General features: G+C 43.2%; 19 protein-coding genes and 2 pseudogenes. 19 read left to right on the top strand and 2 right to left on the bottom strand.

What is annotated here, in order from left to right; all coding sequences use genetic code 11:
* The first annotated feature begins 62 nt into the window (after window positions 1-62).
* The 12 genes from pheT (at window position 63) to pgeF (ending at window position 12037) form a co-directional block, all read left to right on the top strand.
* The gene (gene pheT / locus DW904_RS05640; RefSeq protein ID WP_118578459.1) at window positions 63-2480 is read left to right on the top strand and encodes a phenylalanine--tRNA ligase subunit beta; all 2418 of its coding nucleotides are present in this window, start codon (window positions 63-65) and stop codon (window positions 2478-2480) included.
* Complete coding sequence (locus DW904_RS05635; protein ID WP_118578458.1) at window positions 2480-3091, top strand: histidine phosphatase family protein; 612 nt, start codon at window positions 2480-2482, stop codon at window positions 3089-3091. Before pheT ends, DW904_RS05635 begins: the two co-directional genes overlap by 1 nt.
* A 351-nt stretch (window positions 3092-3442) precedes the next feature.
* Window positions 3443-5065, top strand: coding sequence for a MotA/TolQ/ExbB proton channel family protein (locus tag DW904_RS05630; RefSeq protein WP_118578457.1), 1623 nt, complete (start codon window positions 3443-3445; stop codon window positions 5063-5065).
* Between the two features lie 12 nt (window positions 5066-5077).
* Window positions 5078-6052, top strand: coding sequence for an OmpA family protein (locus tag DW904_RS05625; protein ID WP_118578456.1), 975 nt, complete (start codon window positions 5078-5080; stop codon window positions 6050-6052).
* 435 nt (window positions 6053-6487) lie between these two features.
* A complete protein-coding gene (locus DW904_RS05620) occupies window positions 6488-7363 on the top strand; it encodes a methionyl aminopeptidase (protein ID WP_118578455.1) in 876 nt (291 codons plus the stop codon).
* 176 nt (window positions 7364-7539) lie between these two features.
* Complete coding sequence (gene rplS / locus DW904_RS05615; RefSeq protein WP_118578454.1) at window positions 7540-7887, top strand: 50S ribosomal protein L19; 348 nt, start codon at window positions 7540-7542, stop codon at window positions 7885-7887.
* A gap of 252 nt (window positions 7888-8139) precedes the next feature.
* Window positions 8140-8778: a signal peptidase I gene (gene lepB / locus DW904_RS05610; protein WP_330386410.1), complete on the top strand. Its 639-nt coding sequence runs from the start codon at window positions 8140-8142 to the stop codon at window positions 8776-8778.
* Window positions 8779-8879: 101 nt separating this feature from the next.
* Entirely contained in the window at window positions 8880-9734 is an 855-nt protein-coding gene (ylqF, locus tag DW904_RS05605; RefSeq protein WP_118578453.1) for a ribosome biogenesis GTPase YlqF, read from the top strand.
* Window position 9735: 1 nt separating this feature from the next.
* Window positions 9736-10494, top strand: coding sequence for a ribonuclease HII (locus DW904_RS05600; RefSeq protein WP_118578452.1), 759 nt, complete (start codon window positions 9736-9738; stop codon window positions 10492-10494).
* A 96-nt stretch (window positions 10495-10590) separates the two neighbouring features.
* Window positions 10591-10953 carry a YraN family protein gene (locus tag DW904_RS05595; RefSeq protein WP_118578485.1) on the top strand — a complete coding sequence of 121 codons (363 nt, stop codon included), beginning with the start codon at window positions 10591-10593 and terminating at the stop codon, window positions 10951-10953.
* 12 nt (window positions 10954-10965) lie between these two features.
* Window positions 10966-11127, top strand: coding sequence for a DUF6783 domain-containing protein (locus DW904_RS25030; protein WP_306467810.1), 162 nt, complete (start codon window positions 10966-10968; stop codon window positions 11125-11127).
* Window positions 11128-11179: 52 nt separating this feature from the next.
* Window positions 11180-12037, top strand: coding sequence for a peptidoglycan editing factor PgeF (gene pgeF / locus DW904_RS05590; protein WP_118578451.1), 858 nt, complete (start codon window positions 11180-11182; stop codon window positions 12035-12037).
* Between the two features lie 113 nt (window positions 12038-12150).
* Here the strand turns inward: pgeF and DW904_RS05585 are convergent.
* Window positions 12151-13319, bottom strand: a pseudogene (locus tag DW904_RS05585) (ribose-phosphate pyrophosphokinase).
* Window positions 13320-13680: 361 nt separating this feature from the next.
* On the opposite strand from DW904_RS05585, the gene DW904_RS05575 reads away from it, so the two are divergent.
* The 4 genes and pseudogenes from DW904_RS05575 (at window position 13681) to DW904_RS05560 (ending at window position 18034) form a co-directional block, all read left to right on the top strand.
* Window positions 13681-15078: a DUF512 domain-containing protein gene (locus DW904_RS05575; protein ID WP_118578449.1), complete on the top strand. Its 1398-nt coding sequence runs from the start codon at window positions 13681-13683 to the stop codon at window positions 15076-15078.
* Window positions 15041-16366, top strand: a complete 1326-nt coding sequence (gene der / locus DW904_RS05570; RefSeq protein WP_118578448.1) for a ribosome biogenesis GTPase Der — start codon at window positions 15041-15043, stop codon at window positions 16364-16366. Before DW904_RS05575 ends, der begins: the two co-directional genes overlap by 38 nt.
* Before the next feature lie 2 nt (window positions 16367-16368).
* Window positions 16369-17016, top strand: a complete 648-nt coding sequence (gene plsY / locus DW904_RS05565) for a glycerol-3-phosphate 1-O-acyltransferase PlsY (RefSeq protein WP_118578447.1) — start codon at window positions 16369-16371, stop codon at window positions 17014-17016.
* Window positions 17017-17030: 14 nt separating this feature from the next.
* Window positions 17031-18034: pseudogene (locus DW904_RS05560) on the top strand (NAD(P)H-dependent glycerol-3-phosphate dehydrogenase).
* A 155-nt stretch (window positions 18035-18189) separates the two neighbouring features.
* Here DW904_RS05560 and DW904_RS05555 read toward each other — a convergent pair.
* Window positions 18190-19014, bottom strand: a complete 825-nt coding sequence (locus DW904_RS05555) for an aldo/keto reductase (protein WP_118578446.1) — start codon at window positions 19012-19014, stop codon at window positions 18190-18192.
* Between the two features lie 504 nt (window positions 19015-19518).
* On the opposite strand from DW904_RS05555, the gene DW904_RS05550 reads away from it, so the two are divergent.
* The 3 genes from DW904_RS05550 (at window position 19519) to DW904_RS05540 (ending at window position 21232) form a co-directional block, all read left to right on the top strand.
* Window positions 19519-19914, top strand: coding sequence for a cobalt transporter (locus tag DW904_RS05550; RefSeq protein ID WP_118578445.1), 396 nt, complete (start codon window positions 19519-19521; stop codon window positions 19912-19914).
* A 12-nt stretch (window positions 19915-19926) separates the two neighbouring features.
* Complete coding sequence (locus tag DW904_RS05545; protein WP_118578444.1) at window positions 19927-20109, top strand: CooT family nickel-binding protein; 183 nt, start codon at window positions 19927-19929, stop codon at window positions 20107-20109.
* 190 nt (window positions 20110-20299) lie between these two features.
* Window positions 20300-21232 carry a methylenetetrahydrofolate reductase gene (locus DW904_RS05540; protein ID WP_118578443.1) on the top strand — a complete coding sequence of 311 codons (933 nt, stop codon included), beginning with the start codon at window positions 20300-20302 and terminating at the stop codon, window positions 21230-21232.
* Window positions 21233-21274 lie beyond the last annotated feature (42 nt).

Here is a 21274-nt window from a genome sequence, read left to right as displayed (position 1 = left end):
TGAAGATACTGAACAGTTACCTTTCATAATATAAATATTAGAGTGAGAAGAGGATTAAATAAATGAATACTTCATTATCTTGGATGAAAATGTATGTGCCGGATCTTGATGTAACCGCACAGGAATATACAGATGCAATGACATTGTCAGGTACAAAGGTAGAAGGCTTCACCAGGCTTGATGCTGACCTTGAAAAGATTGTGATCGGACAGATTGAGAAAATTGAGAAACATCCGGATGCAGATAAGCTGATCATCTGCCAGGTGAATATCGGATCTGAGGTGATCCAGATCGTTACTGGTGCTCCAAACGTAAAAGAGGGAGACAAGGTTCCGGTTGTTCTTGACGGAGGTCGTGTAGCCGGAGGACATGATGGAAAAATGACTCCTGGCGGAATCAGGATCAAAGCTGGAAAACTTCGCGGAGTACCGTCCAACGGCATGATGTGCTCCATCGAAGAGCTGGGAAGCAACCGGGATATGTATCCGGAAGCCCCGGAATATGGAATTTATATATTCCCGGAAAACGCAGTTGTAGGTGAGAGCGCTATTAAGGCTCTTGGACTTGATGACGTTGTATTTGAATATGAGATTACGTCCAACCGTGTTGACTGTTATGGTGTTCTTGGAATTGCAAGAGAAGCAGCAGCTACTTTTGGTAAGAAATTTTACCCTCCGGAAGTTAAAGAGACAGGAAATGCTGAAAAAGCTTCTGATTACGTAAAGGTAACTGTAGAGAAACCGGAGCTTTGCCCACGTTACTGTGCAAGAGTTGTAAAAAATGTTAAGATCGGACCATCTCCGAAATGGATGCAGCGCTGCCTGGCTTCCAATGGAATCCGCCCGATCAACAATCTGGTAGATATCACCAACTATGTAATGGAAGAGTTTGGACAGCCAATGCATGCTTACGATCTCGATACGATTGCAAAACATGAAATTGTTGTACGCTGTGCAAGTAAAGATGAGAAATTTGTCACACTGGATGGACAGGAACGTATTATGGACGAGAACGTCCTGATGATCTGCGATGGTGAGAAACCTGTTGGAATCGCTGGTATTATGGGTGGCGAGAATTCCATGATCACAGATGACGTACACACAGTTCTGTTTGAGGCAGCCTGCTTTGATGGAACAAACATCAGACTTTCTTCCAAGAGAATCGGACTTCGTACAGATGCTTCCGGTAAGTTTGAGAAAGGTCTTGATCCGAATAATGCAAAGGCTGCAATCGACAGAGCCTGCCAGCTGATGGAAGAGCTTGGTGCCGGTGAGGTTGTTGGCGGTATGGTTGATATCTGCAATAAGGTCAGCGAGCCATCCCGTGTAAAATTTGAACCAGATCGTATCAACGGTCTTCTTGGAACAAATCTTTCCAAAGAAGAGATGCTTGGCTATCTTGCAAAGATCGAACTTACCTATGATGAGGAGACAAATGAAATCGTAGCACCGACTTTCCGTCAGGATATCCACTGCATGGCAGATGTTGCAGAAGAAGTTGCACGTTTCTACGGATATGACAAGATTCCTACAACTTTGCCATCCGGTGAGGCTACTACAGGAAAAATGCCATTCAAGCTTCGCATTGAAAATATCGCAAGAGATATTGCAGAGTACTGCGGATTCTCAGAAGGCATGACTTACTCATTTGAGAGCCCGAAGGTATTTGACAAACTGAGAATTCCAGAAGATAATGTACTTCGTCAGGTGATCACCATCAGCAATCCTCTTGGCGAGGACTACAGCATTATGCGTACCAGTACACTGAATGGAATGCTTTCTTCCCTGGCAACTAACTATAACAGAAGAAACAAAGACGTTCGTCTTTATGAGCTTGGAAATGTATATCTTCCGAAAGCACTTCCACTCACCGAGCTTCCAGATGAAAGAACCATGTTTACACTTGGAATGTACGGAACCGGTGATTTCTTTGACATGAAGGGCGTTTGTGAGGAGTTCTTCGAAAAAATCGGTATGAAGAAGAAAATGGAGTATGATCCGGCAAGCGGAAAACCATTTCTTCATCCTGGAAGACAGGCCGATATGGTATACGAGGGAACCGTTGTAGGTTACCTTGGAGAGGTTCATCCGCTGGTTGCAGATAATTATGGAATTGGGGAGCGCGCATATATCGCAATGATCGATATCAAGAGCGTTCTTGAATTCGTAAATTTTGACCGCAAGTTTACCGGAATTGCAAAATATCCGGCAGTAACCCGTGACATCAGTATGCTGGTTCCGAAACAGGTGCTTGCAGGTCAGATCGAGGACATTCTTGCTCAGAGAGGCGGAAAGATCCTGGAGAGCTATCAGCTGTTTGATATCTACGAAGGAAGCCAGATCAAGGGTGGCTACAAGTCTATGGCTTATGCGCTTGTATTCCGTGATCACGATAAGACCCTGGAAGAAAGCGAGATTTCTGCGGCAATGAAGAAAATTTTAAATGGTCTGGAAGGCCTTGGAATCGAGTTGAGAAGCTGATGCTTTTATATATTGTAAGACACGGTCTGACGCCCTGGAACCACCTTCATAAGGCTCAGGGTTCAGCAGACATTCCTCTTGCTCAGGAGGGAATTGATCTTGCCAGAAGAACGGGCGAGGCTCTGATGGATGTAAAGTTTGATATCTGTTTTACAAGTCCTCTTACCCGTGCGAGACAGACTGCCCGGTTAGTTCTGGGTGGCCGTGATATTCCTGTGATACCGGATAAAAGGATTCAGGAAATTAATTTCGGGGTTCTGGAAGGGCACATTATGAGAACTGGAAATACTATGGAGTCCAACTGCGAAGAATTTGATCTGTTTTTTAAGGATCCTCTGAAATTTCCGCGTCCGGAAAACGGAGAGAATATTCAGGATATCCTGGATCGTACCAGAGAATTCTGGCTTGAAAAAACCTCGGATCCGTCTCTGGCAGACAAAACGATTTTGGTGTCTTCCCATGGATGTGCAGTGCGGGCTCTTCTCCAGAACCTGTACAAGGATCCTGAACATTTCTGGCATGGATGTGTGCCGCCTAACTGCAGCATTAACCTGGTAGAAGTGAAGGATGGTAAGGCCAGATTCCTGGAGGAAGATAAGGTTTACGCCTGAAAATATGAAATATGATATAATACCCCTGGCTGTATGAAAAAGGTGTGAAACGATTACTGTGAAGGTTGTGAGCAGTAACAGGTAACATTTTTCATTAGGCAAGGGGTATGTTTTTTCTTGTTATTATTAGAAAATTGTGATATTATGATAAAAAATGTACCATTATTAATGGAAAATTCACAAAATGCACCAATTTATTACGATGGAAGCCTTGGGCGTTCAGATTGCGGGAATGATTTTTCAAACAGCTCTGCATATGCTATAAGCGCAGAGTAGTTGGCATTCATATATGGTGATGCCGTCGACAGACAGCATATCTATTTTGTGAAAATACAAATGGGGAGGCAGACAATGAAGAAAAAAATCACACATTCTGTATTGTTTGTTGCGGTTCTTGCAGGAACCACTGCTTTGACTTTATTTGCCGGCAGGGGGAACTTATCATCTACGATCTACAATTTCGTATTTCTGGCGGTGATCGCAGTCCTGTATCTGATCGCAATGTTTGGTGGAATGTTCCGTATGAATAATCTGAGTACGGCATTTCACAGAGCAGTAGAGGAGCTGAACGGTATGTTCAAGACTCCAGGGAAGACAGATCCCAGGAATCTTACATATTTAGGCGAGCTCTTCGATGATAAATATCTGGATCAGAAGATGGACAGCTTTACAGACAGCATTAACAATAGTAAAGAAGGTCTTGGGGATATTGAGGAATTCATTAATGAAGATGAGCTGGATATCCATGTTCATAAGAAGCTTCTGGAAATGGTTCCGGATATCTTCACCAGTCTTGGTATTTTAGGTACTTTCCTTGGTCTTGTCTGGGGTCTTCGGGATTTCCAGCCTACTGATTACAGCGCCATGACTTCTTCTGTAGAAGCGCTGGTGGAAGGTATTAAAGTAGCATTCCTTACCTCTATTTATGGTATCTCTTTTTCTATTATTTATACCTTTGGGATGAAGGGAGAGTATTCATCCATGACAGAGGAACTTCAGGGATTCCTTGAAAAGTTTCATTCTTATGTAATGCCTACAGCGGAGAATGAGTCCAGAAATCTGCTGCTTGCAAGTCAGAAGCTGCAGACAAGCGCCATGAAACAGATGGCAGAGCAGTTTTCTGTTCAGATGGCAGACAGCTTTGAGAAGGTTATCACACCTACCTTCCAGAAGATGAATGATTCTCTGGATATGCTGGTTTCTTCTGTAACCAGATGTCAGGAGGATGCTATTCGTGAAATATCGGACGAATTTTTAAAGCAGATGAACAATTCTTTCCATATGCAGTTCCGTGATTTCAATGTGGCACTGGATCAGCTGAAAAAGGCACAGAAAGAGAATACAGCTTATACTTCTGCCATGTACCAGACTATGAGCCAGAAGCTTTCTGAGACCTATGACAAGCAGGACAAAGCCATTACAGATATGGTAAGGGAGATGGGAGGCATGCAGACCCGCTACATGTCTACTGCCAATCGTATCCTTTCTGAGAATCAGGAGATCCAGAAGATGCAGCAGCAGGATTATCAGCATATTGTGGATTATCTGAAGGATGCCGAGAAATCTGCAGCTAAGTTCTGGGTTGCCTGCAACCAGGCAATGCAGAAATATGTTGAAACAGCAGCTTCTTCTATTGAGAGAGTAGGGGCTACAGGTCAGGCAAGTGCAGATCTGATTCAGGCAAACAGCAAGATGGCAGAGCAGTTTACGGCCCAGATGGAGGATTTTGCCCAGTATCAGAGACTTTCCTATAAAACAATGGAACAGGTCCGCAAGCTCCTCAGTGAGGTGACTGCAGCGAATACCAGAGATGTATCTCTGATCGCAAGCGGAAGAAATGATTCTGTAGAGAAGCTGGGCAATCTGATTGCTCAGCAGAATGAGGGACAGCAGGCTCTTCTTGAGGAAATCAACAAGAACATGAAAGAGCTTTCCAAGGCGGCACAGAAAGGAAAATTTGGCTTATTCAGATAAGAGGAGATAGACATGCGCAAAAAAAGAAAATCAGGGGATGGAGGCTTTAATATATGGCGCTCTTATTCCGATGTTATGGCCGGCGTTCTGCTTCTTTTCATACTGATCATGTCATTGACGCTTTTCCAGGCTCAGAAGAGCTACGACGAGAGTATTCAGGAGAGAGATGAGAAACTGGCTCTGCAGGCAGAGTATACGGCTGATCTTCTTGCCAAGCAGAATACCATTGAAGAACAGGAAGGAACTATTAAGACCAAAGATGAGAAGCTGACTGCACTGGCACAGACTCTGGCAGAGCAGGAAGCCAAGTTAAAAGAGCAGCAGGCTCTTCTGAATCAGCAGCAGACGGATCTGGATGAGAAGACCACGCAGCTTAGTGAGCAGCAGACAAAGATCGATAATATTATTGGTGTCAAGGCTGAAGTTGTGGAAGCACTTCAAAAAGAATTCCAGAAAAATAATATCAATGTAAATCTGGATTCCCAGACTGGTGCATTGACACTGGATGCCAGTGTATTGTTTGATGTTGATGAGTCGGAGCTTACAGATGCTGGTAAGGAAGCACTCCGAAACGTACTTCCGATTTACTGTAAGGTGTTGATGGAGGATACTTATAAGAATTATCTTGCTGAGATCATTATTGACGGTTATACAGATACAGATGGTGATTATGCGTATAACCTGGAGCTTTCCCAGCAGCGTTCACTTGCAGTGGCGCAGTATCTTCTTGATATTCAGGGGGAGTTTCTGACTGAGGACCAGAGCCTGAATCTGCAGGATTACCTGACTGTAAACGGACATTCCATGGCGAATCCGATTCTGGATGCAGATGGAAATGTAGATAAAGAGGCTTCCCGTCGTGTTGAGGTCAAATTCAGACTGAAGGATGACGAGATGATCGAAGAACTGAGTAAGATCATGGCGGGAAGTGAAGAGAGTGCAGCAGATACTGCCACAGAGGCAGGCGCAGATGCAGCAGCTAATTAGTTACATATAATTTTCAAAAGCAAAAGAGTATTTCAAATTCTTAGATCAGAGAAAATGAAATACTCTTTTTGCGTTTGAAACTTTTTTAACTGTTTGCGTGGGAAAATGAAAACAGTTGAAAAAATATGAACAATTACTGTTCGCTGGTAACGTTCCGCGAGGTGTTTTTTGTGAACAAAGTTCACAGAAAACCCGAGAATTGCGGCGCGAAATCATGCGAATGCATGATTTCTGTGCATCGCGAAGCGCGTTACTGGTCACGGAGTGAACAGTAACACATGAATTGCAGGAGGTAGAGTCTTCTATAGAAAATTAGTTGCAATTTATCTGTTTCAAGTATAAAATGAGAAACAGAGTGAGTTTATATCATGTTTTACAAAAGAAAAAGTACTGCTGTAGCATTCGCAGCAGTCACAGATAAAAGGAGAGAGTGAAATGTCAACAAAAATCGGACGTAATGATCCATGCTGGTGCGGCAGTGGAAAGAAATATAAAAAATGCCATGAGGCTTTTGATGCGAAAGTAGAAATCCTGCGTCAGAAAGGATATCCGGTTCTGGATCATAAACTGATCAAGACTCCAGAGCAGATTGAGAAGATTAAAGAGAGCTGTCGAATCAATGTTGCAGTACTTGATTATGTGGCAGAGCATATTAAAGCTGGTGTATCAACAGAAGAAATCGATCATTGGGTACATGAGGAAACTGTGCGTCATGGAGGAATCCCGGCACCGTTGAATTATGAAGGGTTTCCAAAAAGCGTGTGTACTTCTGTGAATGAGGTGGTATGCCATGGAATTCCATCTGAGGATGAGATCCTGAAGGACGGTGATATAGTAAATGTAGACGTTTCTACAATTTACAATGGCTATTTTTCTGACTCATCCCGTATGTTCTGTATTGGAAATGTAAGTCCTGAGAAAGAAAAACTGGTCCGCGTAACCAAAGAATGTGTGGAAATCGGTATTTCCAAGGTAAAACCATGGGAACCTATTGGAAATATGGGTCACGCTGTTCATATGCATGCACTTGAAAATGGCTACACAATTGTAAAAGAAATCGGCGGACATGGCGTTGGCCTGGAATTTCATGAGGATCCCTGGGTAAGCTATACGTCCGAAGAGAACAGCGGCGTGATCATGGAGCCGGGAATGATGTTTACCATTGAGCCTATGGTAAATATGGGAAGCGATGAAGTATATACAGATGAGGATGATGACTGGACAGTACGCACTGAGGACGGTATGCCTTCAGCCCAGTGGGAAGTAACCGTACTGGTAACAGAGGATGGCTGCGAGGTTATCTGTTGGTAATGGTTTTGGAAGGTTGTCTTTGAAAAAAATTTGTGACTTGTTTTATGGGCTTTTTATAAAAATAATGGTTGCAAACAGAAAATAATTATAGTATAATCACTTATGTTGTGAAAAAAGATGGTCCGCTGTTACCGTGATGGGTATTAAGAACATCCAGAGAATAAGGAGAGAATAAAATGAACGAAATTATTAAAAACATCGAAGCAGAACAGCTGAAAAAAGACGTACCGCAGTTTAACGTAGGTGATACCGTAAGAGTACACGCACTGATCAAAGAGGGTAACCGTGAGCGTATCCAGATTTTCGAGGGAACTGTATTAAAGAAACAGGGCGGAAGCACCAGAGCTACTTTCACAGTAAGAAAAGCTTCCAATGGCGTTGGCGTTGAGAAAACATGGCCGCTTCATTCCCCACACGTAAAAGAAGTAGAAGTTATTCGTCGTGGTAAAGTTCGCCGTGCGAAACTGAACTACTTAAGAGACCGTGTAGGTAAAGCTGCTAAGGTTAAAGAGCTTGTTAAATAATTTCAATCGAAAATTGCTGATTGCTGTTCACTGGTGATGTTCCGCGAAGTGCTTTCGTGAACGAAGTGAATACGAACAGTGACATTTGCTGCGCAGATGGCCGTGATGACTGTCTGGGCAGCATTTTTTTGATTATTTTTTCTTTTTCTTTTTGGGGATATGTGATAAGATAATAAAGTATCTGGCCTGAGATGAAAAAAGCGTTTTGGAACCAGACGCAGGACATGCAATTATGACACGAATGGAGTAGATATGAGCGACAGAAGAAATAAAAGAGAAAAAGAGCAGTTGTTCAACATGCCGGAAATTGCAAAACTGGAGAAAAAATCTTTTTCTGGTGCCATGGAGAAATTGGAAGACAGTAAACTGAAAAAAGTTTTGATCTGGGTATTCGAGATCGCAGTTACACTGATCTTTGCAGTGCTGACCTCCATGATGCTATTTCAGTCTGTGACGATGCAGGAGAGCTCCATGGAGCCTACTCTGGCAGTTGGAAGCCGGTATTTTGTAAACAAGCTTGCTTATAAAGCGTCCTCGCCGAAACGCGGCGACCTTATTGTATTCCGCACAAATGCAAGTGATGATGCGGCTCTTCATATCCGCCGTGTGATCGGACTTCCAGGTGAGACGATTCAGATCGTGAATGGAAGAATTTTGATCAATGGAGAGACATATAAAGAAGGCAAAGATTTTCCCACGATCAACAATCCGGGAATGGCAGCCAATGCCATTACACTGGAAGCGGGAGAGTACTTTGTCCTGGGCGATAACCGTAATAACAGCGAAGACAGCCGTTATGGCGATATCGGACGAGTGAATAAGAAATATATAACTGGTAAGCTCTGGTTCCAGATATCCCCGAAGAAAGACATAGGGCCGTTGAATAATTAAACTGTGAGACTTTTATAAAAAATATGTGATTGTTCAGCACGTTCGCGGTTACACGCTTTGTGGAACGGTATCTGCTGAACAGCTGTAAGAATGAGGTAAATATGAACGTACAATGGTATCCTGGTCATATGACCAAAGCGAAAAGACAGATGCAGGAGGACATTAAGCTGATCGACCTGATCATTGAGCTTGTGGACTCCAGAGTTCCCCTTGCAAGCCGGAATCCGGATATTGACGAGCTTGGGAAAAATAAAGCAAGGCTGATTCTTTTGAATAAATCAGACCTTGGAGATGAACGCCAGAATGAAGCATGGAAAGCTTATTTTCAGGGGAAGGGGTTCTATGTGGTAAAAGTAGATTCCCGCAGCGGCTCTGGTATGAAAGCAATTCAGGCGGCTATTCAGGAAGCCTGCAAGGAGAAAACGGAGAGGGACAGAAGAAGAGGAATCAAAAACCGCCCGATCCGTGCTATGGTAGTAGGAATTCCTAACGTTGGTAAGTCTACTTTTATCAATACTTTTGCTGGAAGAGCATGCGCCAAGACGGGAAACAAGCCAGGTGTAACCAAGGGCAAACAGTGGATCCGCCTGAATAAGAATGTGGAGCTTCTGGATACTCCTGGGATTCTCTGGCCCAAGTTTGAAGATGAGGCAGTGGGAATGCGCCTTGCCTATATTGGTTCTATCAAGGACGATATACTGAATATGGAGGAGCTTTCCCTTACGCTTATTGATTTCCTTCGGGAAAAATATTCTGGTGCATTGGAGAAACGCTATCAGATCCAGGAGGAAGGCACAGCTGTGCAGATATTAGAAGCAATCGCGCGTTCCAGAGGATGTCTGAAGAAGGGGGAGGAGCTGGACTATGCCAAGGCCTCTCTGATTCTGTTCGATGACTTCCGCTCTGGAAAGATTGGAAAAATTACTTTGGAGTGGGTGCCGGAAGAAGGTAAATAATATGCAGAAAATCGGAGAAATAAAGTGTGAAATCCAGGCTGCTGAACCGGGAGAATATGCCACTCTTTTTGAAAAATACAAAGAGGATACAAGAAGTGGAGTCAGGAAGCTTCTGGAGCAGCTTCATAAGAAAGAAGAGGCTTACCAGAAGGAACTTCTGCGCACAGAAAAGATGAAGGAATTTGAGCGCAAATACGAAGATCTGGGCTATGTGTGCGGAATTGATGAAGTTGGAAGAGGCCCGCTGGCAGGTCCTGTTGTAGCGGGGGCTGTTATTTTGCCAAGAGACTGCAAAATCCTGTATCTGAATGATTCCAAACAGTTGAGCGCTAAAAAAAGGGATGAATTGTATGATGTGATCATGGAGAATGCGGTAGCTGTTGGAATCGGAATGGCAAGTCCCCGGAGAATTGATGAGATCAATATTCTTCAGGCTACCTATGAGGCAATGCGTGAGGCTGTCAGCAAGCTGAAGCCGGTGCCGCAGATTCTTCTCAATGACGCAGTAACCATTCCCGACGTGACCATACCTCAGGTGCCGATCATAAAAGGGGATGCCAAGAGTATTTCCATTGCAGCTGCCAGCATTGTAGCTAAGGTCACAAGAGACCGGATGATGGTAGAGTACGATAAAGTGATGCCGGAATATGGCTTTGCCTCAAATAAGGGGTATGGAGCTGCAGCACATATTGAAGCCTTGAAAAAATATGGTCCAAGTCCGATTCACAGGGCAACTTTTATAAAGAATTTTATAGGATAATGTGAAATTTTGAAAAGGCTGATGGTCCGGATATGAATATGTTTTGCGGTTATGAATACAAAAGATACCTACACAGAAGTATATATGGGAGTTTTTATGCAGAAAAACAAGCGAAAAGTAGGTGCTTTTTATGAAGAAATCGCTGCAGATTATCTGGTTTCCCAGGGCGTGATGATTCTGGAGCGAAATTACAGGAACTGGCTGGGGGAAATCGACCTGATCGGAATGACTGCTGATGGATGGTTGATTTTTGTGGAGGTTAAGTACAGAAGTTCGGAACGCTCAGGAAGTCCGCTGGCAGCAGTGAACGGCAGAAAGCAGCTGGTGATTTCCAAGGTGGCAGTGGAATATTTGAAGAATCATTACAGAAGCATGGATGTGAGATGCAGGTTTGATGTGGTGGGAATCAACGGCGATAAGATTTGTTGGATAAAAAATGCCTTTGATTTCTGTCAGTGAGCCAGAGCCTGTTTGAAAAAATATTCCTGCAATCTGTATGCCCCACTTTGCGGTATACTATGCCAGAATTCTGTTGACGTAGCCCGCTGCGGCGCCCTTATCCGGACAAAATCTCCCACAAATTGTGACGCACATCTTGCAGAAAGCCTTTTTCAAACACGCTCTAGAGAATGAATTCTTAACAGGTTCGAGAAGAACTGTGAGATCAGAAGAAGAGGAGAATCAGATGAAGATTAAATGGCATAACGATAATAAACTTCATATGCAAGTAAAAGAAAATAATGGAGTCACCTATCTTACTTATCCCTCTTTTGAACAGTTCCCGGATATTGTGCATTGTTTCAGTACAAGACTTGGCGGTGTAAGCCAGGGGATTTTCTCATCTATGAATCTTAGCTTTACAAGAGGTGATGAAGAAAACGCGGTAAAAGACAATTATCGCAGACTTAGTGCAGCGGTAGGCTTTTCTTTGGAAGATATTGTCACATCTGATCAGACACACACTACAAACGTGCAGCTGGTGGGGGCAGAAGACAGGGGGAAAGGTGTAACGCGTCCAAGAACATATAAAGATGTGGATGGAATGATCACCAATGTTCCAGGTGTTGTTTTATGCACCTTTTATGCAGATTGTGTGCCGCTGTATTTCGTAGATCCGGTTCACAAAGCCATAGGCTTGTCTCATTCAGGATGGCGTGGGACAGTTGGGAAAATCGGTAAGGTGACTATAGAGAAAATGGCAGAGCAGTTTGGCTCAGATCCGGAGGAGATTTTTACGGCAATTGGTCCCTCCATCTGTCAGGACTGCTATGAAGTAAGCGAAGATGTGATTCTGGAATTTCAGAAAGCTTTTGAAGAGAAATACTGGGAAAAGCTTTTTTATAAAAAGAAGAATGGTAAGTACCAGCTGGATCTTTGGGAAGCAAACCACATTATTTTTCTGAAGGCAGGAATAAAAGAAGAGCATATTTCCATGCCTGGAATTTGCACCTGCTGTAATCCGGAATTCCTCTTTTCCCACAGGGCATCCCATGGAAGGAGAGGAAATCTGGCAGCTTTTCTGGGCATTCGTCGGGAAAAATAATGTTACAGACAAGTGCAGATGCGTTTTACTGCCCATGTAAATAAGTAAATATAAAGAAGCCCTGTACCACAAACGAGATAATGTGGAACAGGGCTTTGTTTGTTTATTGTCTATTACTGATTTACACGCTTCATCAGATCCATGATCTTCTCATTGCTGGAACGAACCTTCTCAACAGAAACATCGTGGTTGATGATATCCATAATACTTGCAAGATATTTGCTCATATTTGCTTCCACATAGTAAGGTCTGGTAAGAAGCTCCGGAATACGGTAGTTCAGGTTGGTTGTGATAACCTTGTCAATCCAGCCTTTCTCATAGTAAGCGTCAAATTTATCCATACCTTCTGTAAACAGACCGTAAGTAGTGCAGATGAATACACGGTTGGCGTGACGTTCTTTGATCTGTTTGGCAACGTCAAGCATACTTTCTCCAGAAGAAATCATGTCGTCGATGATAACAACGTCTTTACCTTCTACAGAGTCGCCAAGGAACTCATGAGCTACGATGGGGTTCTTGCCATTTACCACTGTGGAATAATCACGTCTCTTATAGAACATGCCCATATCAACGCCCAGAATATTGGAAAAATATACGGCTCTGGACATAGCACCCTCATCCGGACTGATGATCATGAGATGATCATTGTCAACCTGGAAATTGTCAACGTTCTTTATCAGAGCTTTCAGGAACTGATAGGTTGGGAAAAAGTTGTCAAAACCATTTAACGGAATGGAGTTCTGCACACGCGGGTCATGAGCATCAAAAGTGATGATATTGGCTACGCCATATCACTTAATTCACGAAGTGCCAGTGCGCAGTCAAGAGATTCTCTCTTCTTACGTCTGTGCTGACGGCCTTCATAAAGGAATGGCATGATTACATTGATACGATGTGCCTTACCTGTAGCTGCGGAAATAATTCTCTTCAGGTCCTGAAAATGGTTATCCGGAGACATGTGATTCTCGTGACCGCAGACAGTGTATGTGGAACTGTAGTTGGTAACGTCTACCATAATGTAAAGGTCGGTTCCTCGGACAGATTCCTTAATGATTCCCTTACCTTCACCGGTACCGAAACGCGGACATTCGCACTCCACGATAAAAGAGTCCTCGCTGTATCCCTGTGGAACATTGTCAAGGCCCTTCTTTTCTACAAGTTCCTTACGGAATTTTACCAGGTTTCTGTCTACCTCCTCTGCAAGTTCGCGGCAGCCCTCCAGCGCAGCGATACGAATAGGTGCGACAGGCATAGATTTCTCAAGCAATTCTATGTTCGGCATGATATTCCTCCTAAGTAGTATGCTAATTATCGATTCGATTATCTGCAAAAAAATGGGGACACATGTCCTTTACCTTTGCAGATCTCTTCTTTATATTTATAACATTTGCCCTAAATGTCGTCAAGGAATTTATTGATTTTTACTTGAAAAATTACCCGGACGTGAGCAGGAAATGAAAGTTTTTGTTGTGTTTTTCGGGAAAACTTGTTATATTAAAAATAATGGCTTTATTATGCTGAGCCAGAGATGGACGATCTGTGATGTTGTATTCGGGTCTCTGAATCTAAAAATGTATTTGAAAAATGATTTTTCAAACAGATTCTGGAACAGAGCTGACGCGACAGATCGCATTTGACTTATAATGGAGATAAATGTGAAGAAACAAAATAAACACGTGATTGCAATTGTGCAGGATGGAAGTATCGCACAGGAACTGGAGCTTGTGCCGGGAGATATACTGCTCACTGTAAACGGTCAGCCTGTGGAAGATATATTTGACTACCGATATCTGATGAATGAAGAATTCGTTGTTCTGGAAGTGGAAAAGGCAAACGGAGAGATCTGGGAGCTGGAGGTGGAGAAGGAATATGAAGAAGACCTTGGGATTACCTTTGAGAAGGATCTGATGGATGATTATCGTTCCTGTTCCAATCACTGCATTTTCTGTTTTATTGACCAGATGCCGCCTGGAATGAGAGATACTCTTTATTTTAAAGATGATGATTCCAGATTGTCCTTCATACAGGGAAATTATGTGACCCTGACCAATATGAGTGATCATGATATAGACCGGATCATCCGGTACCATCTGGAGCCCATTAATATTTCCATCCAGACCATGAATCCGGAACTGAGATGTAAAATGCTCCATAACCGCTTCGCCGGGGATGCATTGAAGAAGCTTCAGAAACTGTATGATGCAGGAATCACTATGAATGGGCAGATTGTTTTGTGCAAAGGAGTTAATGACGGTAAGGAACTGGATGACAGTATTCGCAAGATGTCTGCCTATGCACCAGTACTTCAGAGCGTTTCAGTAGTTCCGGTTGGTCTGACTAAGTTTCGTGAGGGGTTGTATCCGATGGAACAGTTTCAGAAGGAAGATGCATTAGAAGTTCTGGAGATTATTCATTCCTGGCAGAAGAAAATGATGGACCAGTATGGCATTCATTTTATCCATGCTTCAGATGAATGGTACATTCTGGCAGGGAAGGATCTGCCCATGGAAGAGTCCTATGATGGCTATCTTCAGCTGGAAAACGGTGTGGGAATGCTTCGGCTCCTTGGCGAAGAAGTGAAAGAAGCTGTTGCAGGCAGGGCAGGAGATGACCGAAGGATAAAGGCTGTCAGTGCTACAGGAGCTTTGGCGGCACCATTTATTAAGAAATATATGGAGATGATCCATGAGAAATTTCCAAATGTAGACGTGGATGTGATCTCCATAAGAAACGAATTTTTCGGAGAAACGATTACGGTGTCTGGTTTGATCACGGGACAGGATCTGATCAGACAATTAAGCGGCAGAGATCTTGGAGAGAAGCTTTTGCTTCCCTGCAACATGCTGAAAAATGAAGAAGATATTTTTCTGGATGATATCTCTGTGGAAGAGCTTTCCAGGAAACTGAACGTAGAAATTGTAATTGTGGATGAAGGTGGTTCAGACCTTGTGTCTGCAGTCCTTGATCCGATTGAACATAAGAAACAGAAAAGGAGACAAATGTATGAGCAAACCGGTAGTAGCAATTGTGGGCAGGCCTAATGTAGGAAAATCCACATTGTTTAATGTACTGGCAGGGGATAAGATTTCCATTGTTAAAGATACGCCAGGTGTAACCAGAGACAGAATTTATGCAGATGTATCATGGCTGGATAATGATTTTACTATTATTGACACAGGTGGTATTGAACCGGATAGTGGCGATGTGATTCTTTCTCAGATGAGGGAGCAGGCTCAGATCGCTATTGATACTGCAGATGTCATTATCTTTATTACAGATGTACATCAGGGACTTGTGGATTCTGATGCGAAAGTTGCAGATATGCTTCGCCGCAGCGGCAAGCCAGTGGTACTTGCAGTGAATAAGGTGGACAGCATTCAGAAATATATGATGGATGTTTATGAATTTTATAATCTGGGAATCGGCGAGCCATTTGCCATTTCTGCAGCTAACCGTCAGGGACTTGGAGATATGCTTGATGAGGTCGTAAAACATTTCCCGGAGGATACGGGAGAGGATGAGGATTCTGATATTCCGAAGATTGCGATTGTAGGTAAACCTAATGTTGGTAAGTCCTCTCTGATCAATAAGCTGCTGGGGGAAGACCGTGTAATCGTTTCAGATATTGCTGGAACCACTCGTGATGCAGTTGATACGAAGGTTACCTGGAACGAAAAAGATTATATTTTTATCGATACAGCCGGACTCCGCCGTAAAGCAAAAGTAAAAGAAGAAATTGAGCGCTTCAGTGTGATCCGTACTGTAACAGCTGTAGAACGTGCAGATGTTGTAGTTGTAATGATCGATGCATCAGAAGGCGTTACAGAGCAGGATGCAAAAATTGCCGGAATTGCCCATGAGAAAGGCAAGGGCGTGATCATTGCAGTGAATAAATGGGATGCTATTGAGAAAAATGACAAGACCATTTACAAACATACTAACCGTATTCGGGAGGTCCTTTCCTTTATGCCTTATGCAGAAATCGTGTTTATTTCTGCCCGAACAGGACTTCGGATTTCCAGAATGTTTGAGACACTGGATGCGGTAATTGAGAATCAAACTATGCGTATCCAGACTGGTGTGCTTAATGAGATCCTTGCAGAAGCAGTTGCCATGCAGCAGCCGCCGTCTGACAGGGGCCGCCGTCTGAAAATTTTCTACATGACACAGGTTGCGGTAAAACCGCCTACATTCGTAATCTTTGTCAATGACAAAGAACTTATGCATTTTTCCTACACCAGATATCTGGAAAATAAAATCCGGGATGCCTTTGACTTTGGGGGCACACCGCTGAAATTTATTGTAAGAGAGCGCGGAGAGAAGGAATAAAGATGGAACGTATTATTTGTCTGGCTATTGGATATTTGTTTGGAATGTTTCAGACGTCATACATTATCGGAAAAATCCATCACATGGATATCCGTCAATATGGAAGCGGCAATGCAGGAACTACCAATGCCCTTCGTACTCTTGGAAAAAAAGCGGGGGCAATGACTCTTATTGGCGATATGCTTAAATGTGTGATTGCCATTCTGATCGTGGATGCAGTATTTAAGAATCGGTATCAGGAAATTCTTCCATTGCTTGGCATGTACACGGCAGCAGGCTGCGTGCTTGGACATAATTTTCCGTTTTATCTTGGATTCAGGGGCGGCAAGGGAATTGCAGCTTCTGCGGGAATGCTGCTGGCAATGGACTGGAGAGTATTTCTGATCTGCGCGGTGATCTTTATTGGGCTGGTAGCTATTACCCGCTATGTGTCATTGGGGTCAATGGCAGCATATGTAGGTGCGCTGATTTGTTTCATTGGGTTTGGCGCTGCGGGAAGTTATGGCATGGATTTCCCTCATACATTTGAGATGGATGTGATCATGGGACTTATGACAGCACTTGCAATTTACAGACACAGGGCGAATATTTACCGCCTTTTAAATGGAACTGAGAATAAGCTTGGTGCAGCGAAAACTGCAGCCAAATAAGATGAGGTGATAAAATGGCAAAAATCAGCGTAATGGGAACCGGAAGCTGGGGAACAGCACTTGCAATACTGCTTCACAACAATGGTCATCAGGTTATGTTGTGGTCTGCACATCCGGAAAAAGCAGCCAGTCTGAATCAGACCCGGGAGGATCCGAAAAAGCTTCCCGGAATTAAAATTCCGGATGGAATTGTGATAACCGGTGATGAAAAGACAGCTTTGGATTCACCAGATATAGTTGTATTTGCCTCACCATCTGCTTATATGCGTGCTATCAGCAAACGACTTTCCCCATTGATTCGACGGGGACAGATTATTGTAAATGTGGCGAAAGGTGTAGAAGAAAATACGCTTATGCCTGTGTGTGATATTATTAAAGAAGAGATTCCTCAGGCAGATGTTTGTGTGCTTTCAGGACCAAGCCATGCGGAAGAAGTAAGCCGCGGACTCCCTACTACGTGTGTAGTCAGTGCCCGCAAAAAAGAGACCGCTGAATATCTCCAGGGCCTTTTTATGAGCCTGTTTTCCGGGTGTATACGACACCGGATATGCTGGGGGTAGAGCTTGGCGGTGCCCTTAAGAATGTAATCGCCCTGGCAGCAGGGACTGCTGATGGCTTAGGGTATGGAGATAATACAAAGGCTGCTTTGATCACAAGAGGAATAGCAGAGATGGCGCGGCTTGGTGTCAAGATGGGCGCTAAATTGGAGACTTTTGCCGGCCTTTCCGGAATTGGTGATCTGATTGTTACCTGTGCCAGTGTGCACAGCCGAAACAGACGCGCCGGCTATCTGATGGGACAGGGTTACACCATGAAGCAGGCTATGGATGAAGTGCAGATGGTTGTGGAGGGCGTTTATTCCGCAAAGGCAGCCAAAGCGCTGGCTGAGAAATATAATGTGGAAATGCCGATCATTATGGAAGTAAATAAGCTTCTGTTTGAAAACAAGCCTGCATCTGAAGCTGTGAAAGACCTGATGCAGAGAGAGAAACAGGGAGAAATTTCCTGGGAACTGTGAATGCTATATTCAGCAAATAAGCTGTTGCAAAATATAAAATACAGAAAATATAACTGAAAGAATAGAACCGCAAAAAACTGCCAGAGCAGTGAGCAAAAAAACGAAAGAGTATGCTCAATGTTCTGGCAGTTAATAATTTACAAAGAGTGAAAAGATTAAAAAATAACATCCTTCAGATCATCCGGCACATGGGATGTATGGAGATCTTCATTTAAAGTATCCATGATCGCCATATCTTCATCCTCAATGTTGAAATCAAAAATATTGGCGTTGGAAGCAATGCGGTCTGGATTGACGGATTTCGGAATTACAGAAATACCCTTTTGGATTGCCCAGCGAAGACCGACCTGAGCAGGAGTATGTGCATACTTGGTTCCGAGAACACACATTACATCATTGTCAAGGTAAGCACCTCTGGCAAGCGGTGCATAAGCCTGAACCTGAATTCCTTCCGACTGGCAATATTCAATCAGTTCTTTCGGATAGCAAAGCGGATGACATTCGATCTGGTTGACAGCAGGTACAATACCGGAAATTTTCTTAAGCTCTTCCAGATGATGAATCTGGAAATTGCTGACGCCGATGGAAAGTACACGGCCGGTTTCAAGAAGTTTGGCCATCTCCAGCCAGGTTCCGGTATAGCAGCCAGGCACCGGCCAGTGAATCAGATAAAGATCCAGATAATCCAGCTTCAACCGCTCCATGCTTCTGTAAAAAGCACCATCTACATCTCCAAGTCGTTGCGCATTGTTCCAGATCTTGCTGGTGATAAAAAGTTCTTTGCGTGGGACACCACATTTGGCAATTGCCTTGCCTACACTTTCTTCGTTTTTGTAAGCGGAAGCAGTGTCAATAAGACGGTAGCCCGCGTTCACTGCAGCTGTAATGGCTGTCTCTGCTTCGTTATCTGCTGTTTTATATACACCAAGCCCTAAAAGGGGCATTTCTCTGTCGGTATTCAGGAATACGGTTTCTCTCAAAGCTAATTCCTCCTCATTAAACAATAAATGCTGCTGCTCATGAAGTAATCAGCAACCAATAAATTTCATTCATTATAGCATATAATTACAAAACATTCACCTGTTTTTTGCTTAAATACGCATTCGTTAATCTTTAGACAAACTTTAGAAATAACTGGTAAAATTGTACAGAAATTAAAACATATATTTGTGTGGTAAAGCGTTGAAATTTGGTAAAATTTTATAATTATCTCCTTGCGTAATAATGAGAAAGGTTGTATAATAAAAGAAAAATTTGATAAATTTATGTCATAACTCTGCGATTTTTTAGGTAGAAGAAAGAAAATGTGTTATGCATGAAGGTATGAGGTATGCGGAATCTCATTATATTAAAAGGGAATAGAATATCTTTATATCCATTCTTACATGTTTTCTCACGTTGCCGGCGTGAGTTTTTTTCGTGCCTGGAAGAGAAACGATGTTATGATTTGTCTGCCACATTCAAGGCGGAAAGGAGTATTTACTATGCATTTGATCAAAGATGAAAACGGCAATCTGATCCAGCATGGTCATGAGCATACTCACCAGCATACCCATGCAGACGGAGTGAGCCATACACATGCGCATACCCATGACGGATCAGAAGGTCATGACCATACACATAATGAGGGACAGAATTGCAGTACAGACTGCGGCGGCTGTCAGGGAGGGGACTGCAAGAATGAGACAGTAGCTCTTCTTACCTATATGTTGCAGCACAATGAACACCATGCAGCAGAACTTGACCAGATGGCGGATAATCTTGCCAAGATGGGTATGGATGCCGCTGCGAAGACCATTAAGGAAAGCGTATCTGATTTCCAGAAAGGCAACATGCGCCTTGGCCTTGCCCTAACTCTTGTAAAAGAGGAAATGAAATAAGGAGGCATTATTATGTGTTTAGCAACTGTATATAAAGAAAATGACGATTCTGTAATCTTCAAGAACGTCAGCCGTATTAATGTAGATGGAAACAAACTTGTTCTCCGCGATATTATGGGTGATGAAAGAGTGGTAGAGGGAACCATCCTTATGGTAGACCTTGCGAACAGTATCGTTAAAGTAAAATGTGACTGACATGGATTTTCTGATTACTGTTCAGTGGAAATGTTTCATAAGGTGCATTTGCAAACAAAGTGTACAGTAACGTTTTCTGCTGATACAGAAGAACAAAAGCGGATTGCTTCAGTAATCCGTGATGCTTATCAGATCTTGAGGCATTATGCCTTTAGAATAAAAATTACTTAATACGTGGAGGTATGTAATTATGAAATTGTCAGAAGCAATGAGAGAAAGAATGCTTCTGTCTTTCGAGCTATTTCCGCCGAAGACAGAAAAGGGGATGGATAACCTTCCTGGGACGATCGATCATCTGATGAAATACAAACCTGCGTACATTTCCTGTACATACGGTGCAGGCGGCGGAAACGTTGGTGCTAACAGAGAAGTATGCCAGATGATCAAGAAAGCCGGAACAACACCGGTTACCCATTTCACAGTAATCAAGAACACAAAAGAGGGAATCAAAGAGCAGCTGGATCAGTACCTTGCAGAGGGTGTAGATCATATGCTTGCACTTCGTGGAGATATTCCGCTTGGTGAAACAACAACCTGCGGTGATTTCAACTACGCTACAGATCTTGTTAAATTTGTCCGTGACGAATTTGGTGACAAATTCGAAATCGCAGTTGCAGGATCTCCGGAGGGACACATTGCATGCCGCAGCCTTGATGCTGATATTGCAGTTCTGAGACAGAAACAGGACAATGGTGCCGATTATATCATGACTCAGCTTTGCTGGGATATGGAGCAGTTTAAATACTGGCTGGATTCAATCCGTGAGGCTGGTGTTACAATGCCTGTAGACGTAGGAGTTATGCCAATTCTTGACATGTCCGCTACAATTAATATGGCACTTTCCCGTAACGGTTGTGTAATGGACCGTGAGCTTTGCAGACTCATCTCCAGAAACTGGCTGTTCCCGAATCCATTTGCAGCAAAAGATGCTGATGGCAAGCCGTTTGATATGTTCTATGATGATAAGATCAAGAGATTCAAAGAAGAGGGAATCGAGTACACGATCAGACAGATCGACGAGTACCGCGCTCTCGGCGTAGATGGCATCCATCTGTATGCTTTGAATAAATGGAAAGATGTATCCGAGATCATTGACAGATCCGGACTTTGTACTTTAATCTAATCGATTTTGACTTAAATTTTTCAGGAGGCAATTGATAGTATT

Origin of the sequence: Ruminococcus sp. AM42-11 (genome assembly GCF_003480145.1) — a bacterium.
GTDB classification, from domain to species: Bacteria; Bacillota; Clostridia; order Lachnospirales; family Lachnospiraceae; genus Blautia_A; species Blautia_A faecis.
The sequence above is the reverse complement of the archived record's forward strand: the minus strand, read 5'-3'. Positions and strand labels throughout refer to the sequence as shown.

Excerpts from the sequence above, each read along its gene's own strand:
- pheT (WP_118578459.1), top strand. The coding sequence starts at position 63 with ATGAATACTTCATTATCTTGGATGAAAATGTATGTGCCGGATCTTGAT.
- DW904_RS05635 (WP_118578458.1), top strand. The coding sequence starts at position 2,480 with ATGCTTTTATATATTGTAAGACACGGTCTGACGCCCTGGAACCACCTT.
- DW904_RS05630 (WP_118578457.1), top strand. The coding sequence starts at position 3,443 with ATGAAGAAAAAAATCACACATTCTGTATTGTTTGTTGCGGTTCTTGCA.
- DW904_RS05625 (WP_118578456.1), top strand. The coding sequence starts at position 5,078 with ATGCGCAAAAAAAGAAAATCAGGGGATGGAGGCTTTAATATATGGCGC.
- DW904_RS05620 (WP_118578455.1), top strand. The coding sequence starts at position 6,488 with ATGTCAACAAAAATCGGACGTAATGATCCATGCTGGTGCGGCAGTGGA.
- rplS (WP_118578454.1), top strand. The coding sequence starts at position 7,540 with ATGAACGAAATTATTAAAAACATCGAAGCAGAACAGCTGAAAAAAGAC.
- lepB (WP_330386410.1), top strand. The coding sequence starts at position 8,140 with ATGAGCGACAGAAGAAATAAAAGAGAAAAAGAGCAGTTGTTCAACATG.
- ylqF (WP_118578453.1), top strand. The coding sequence starts at position 8,880 with ATGAACGTACAATGGTATCCTGGTCATATGACCAAAGCGAAAAGACAG.
- DW904_RS05600 (WP_118578452.1), top strand. The coding sequence starts at position 9,736 with ATGCAGAAAATCGGAGAAATAAAGTGTGAAATCCAGGCTGCTGAACCG.
- DW904_RS05595 (WP_118578485.1), top strand. The coding sequence starts at position 10,591 with ATGCAGAAAAACAAGCGAAAAGTAGGTGCTTTTTATGAAGAAATCGCT.
- pgeF (WP_118578451.1), top strand. The coding sequence starts at position 11,180 with ATGAAGATTAAATGGCATAACGATAATAAACTTCATATGCAAGTAAAA.
- DW904_RS05575 (WP_118578449.1), top strand. The coding sequence starts at position 13,681 with ATGGAGATAAATGTGAAGAAACAAAATAAACACGTGATTGCAATTGTG.
- der (WP_118578448.1), top strand. The coding sequence starts at position 15,041 with ATGAGCAAACCGGTAGTAGCAATTGTGGGCAGGCCTAATGTAGGAAAA.
- plsY (WP_118578447.1), top strand. The coding sequence starts at position 16,369 with ATGGAACGTATTATTTGTCTGGCTATTGGATATTTGTTTGGAATGTTT.
- DW904_RS05550 (WP_118578445.1), top strand. The coding sequence starts at position 19,519 with ATGCATTTGATCAAAGATGAAAACGGCAATCTGATCCAGCATGGTCAT.
- DW904_RS05545 (WP_118578444.1), top strand. The coding sequence starts at position 19,927 with ATGTGTTTAGCAACTGTATATAAAGAAAATGACGATTCTGTAATCTTC.
- DW904_RS05540 (WP_118578443.1), top strand. The coding sequence starts at position 20,300 with ATGAAATTGTCAGAAGCAATGAGAGAAAGAATGCTTCTGTCTTTCGAG.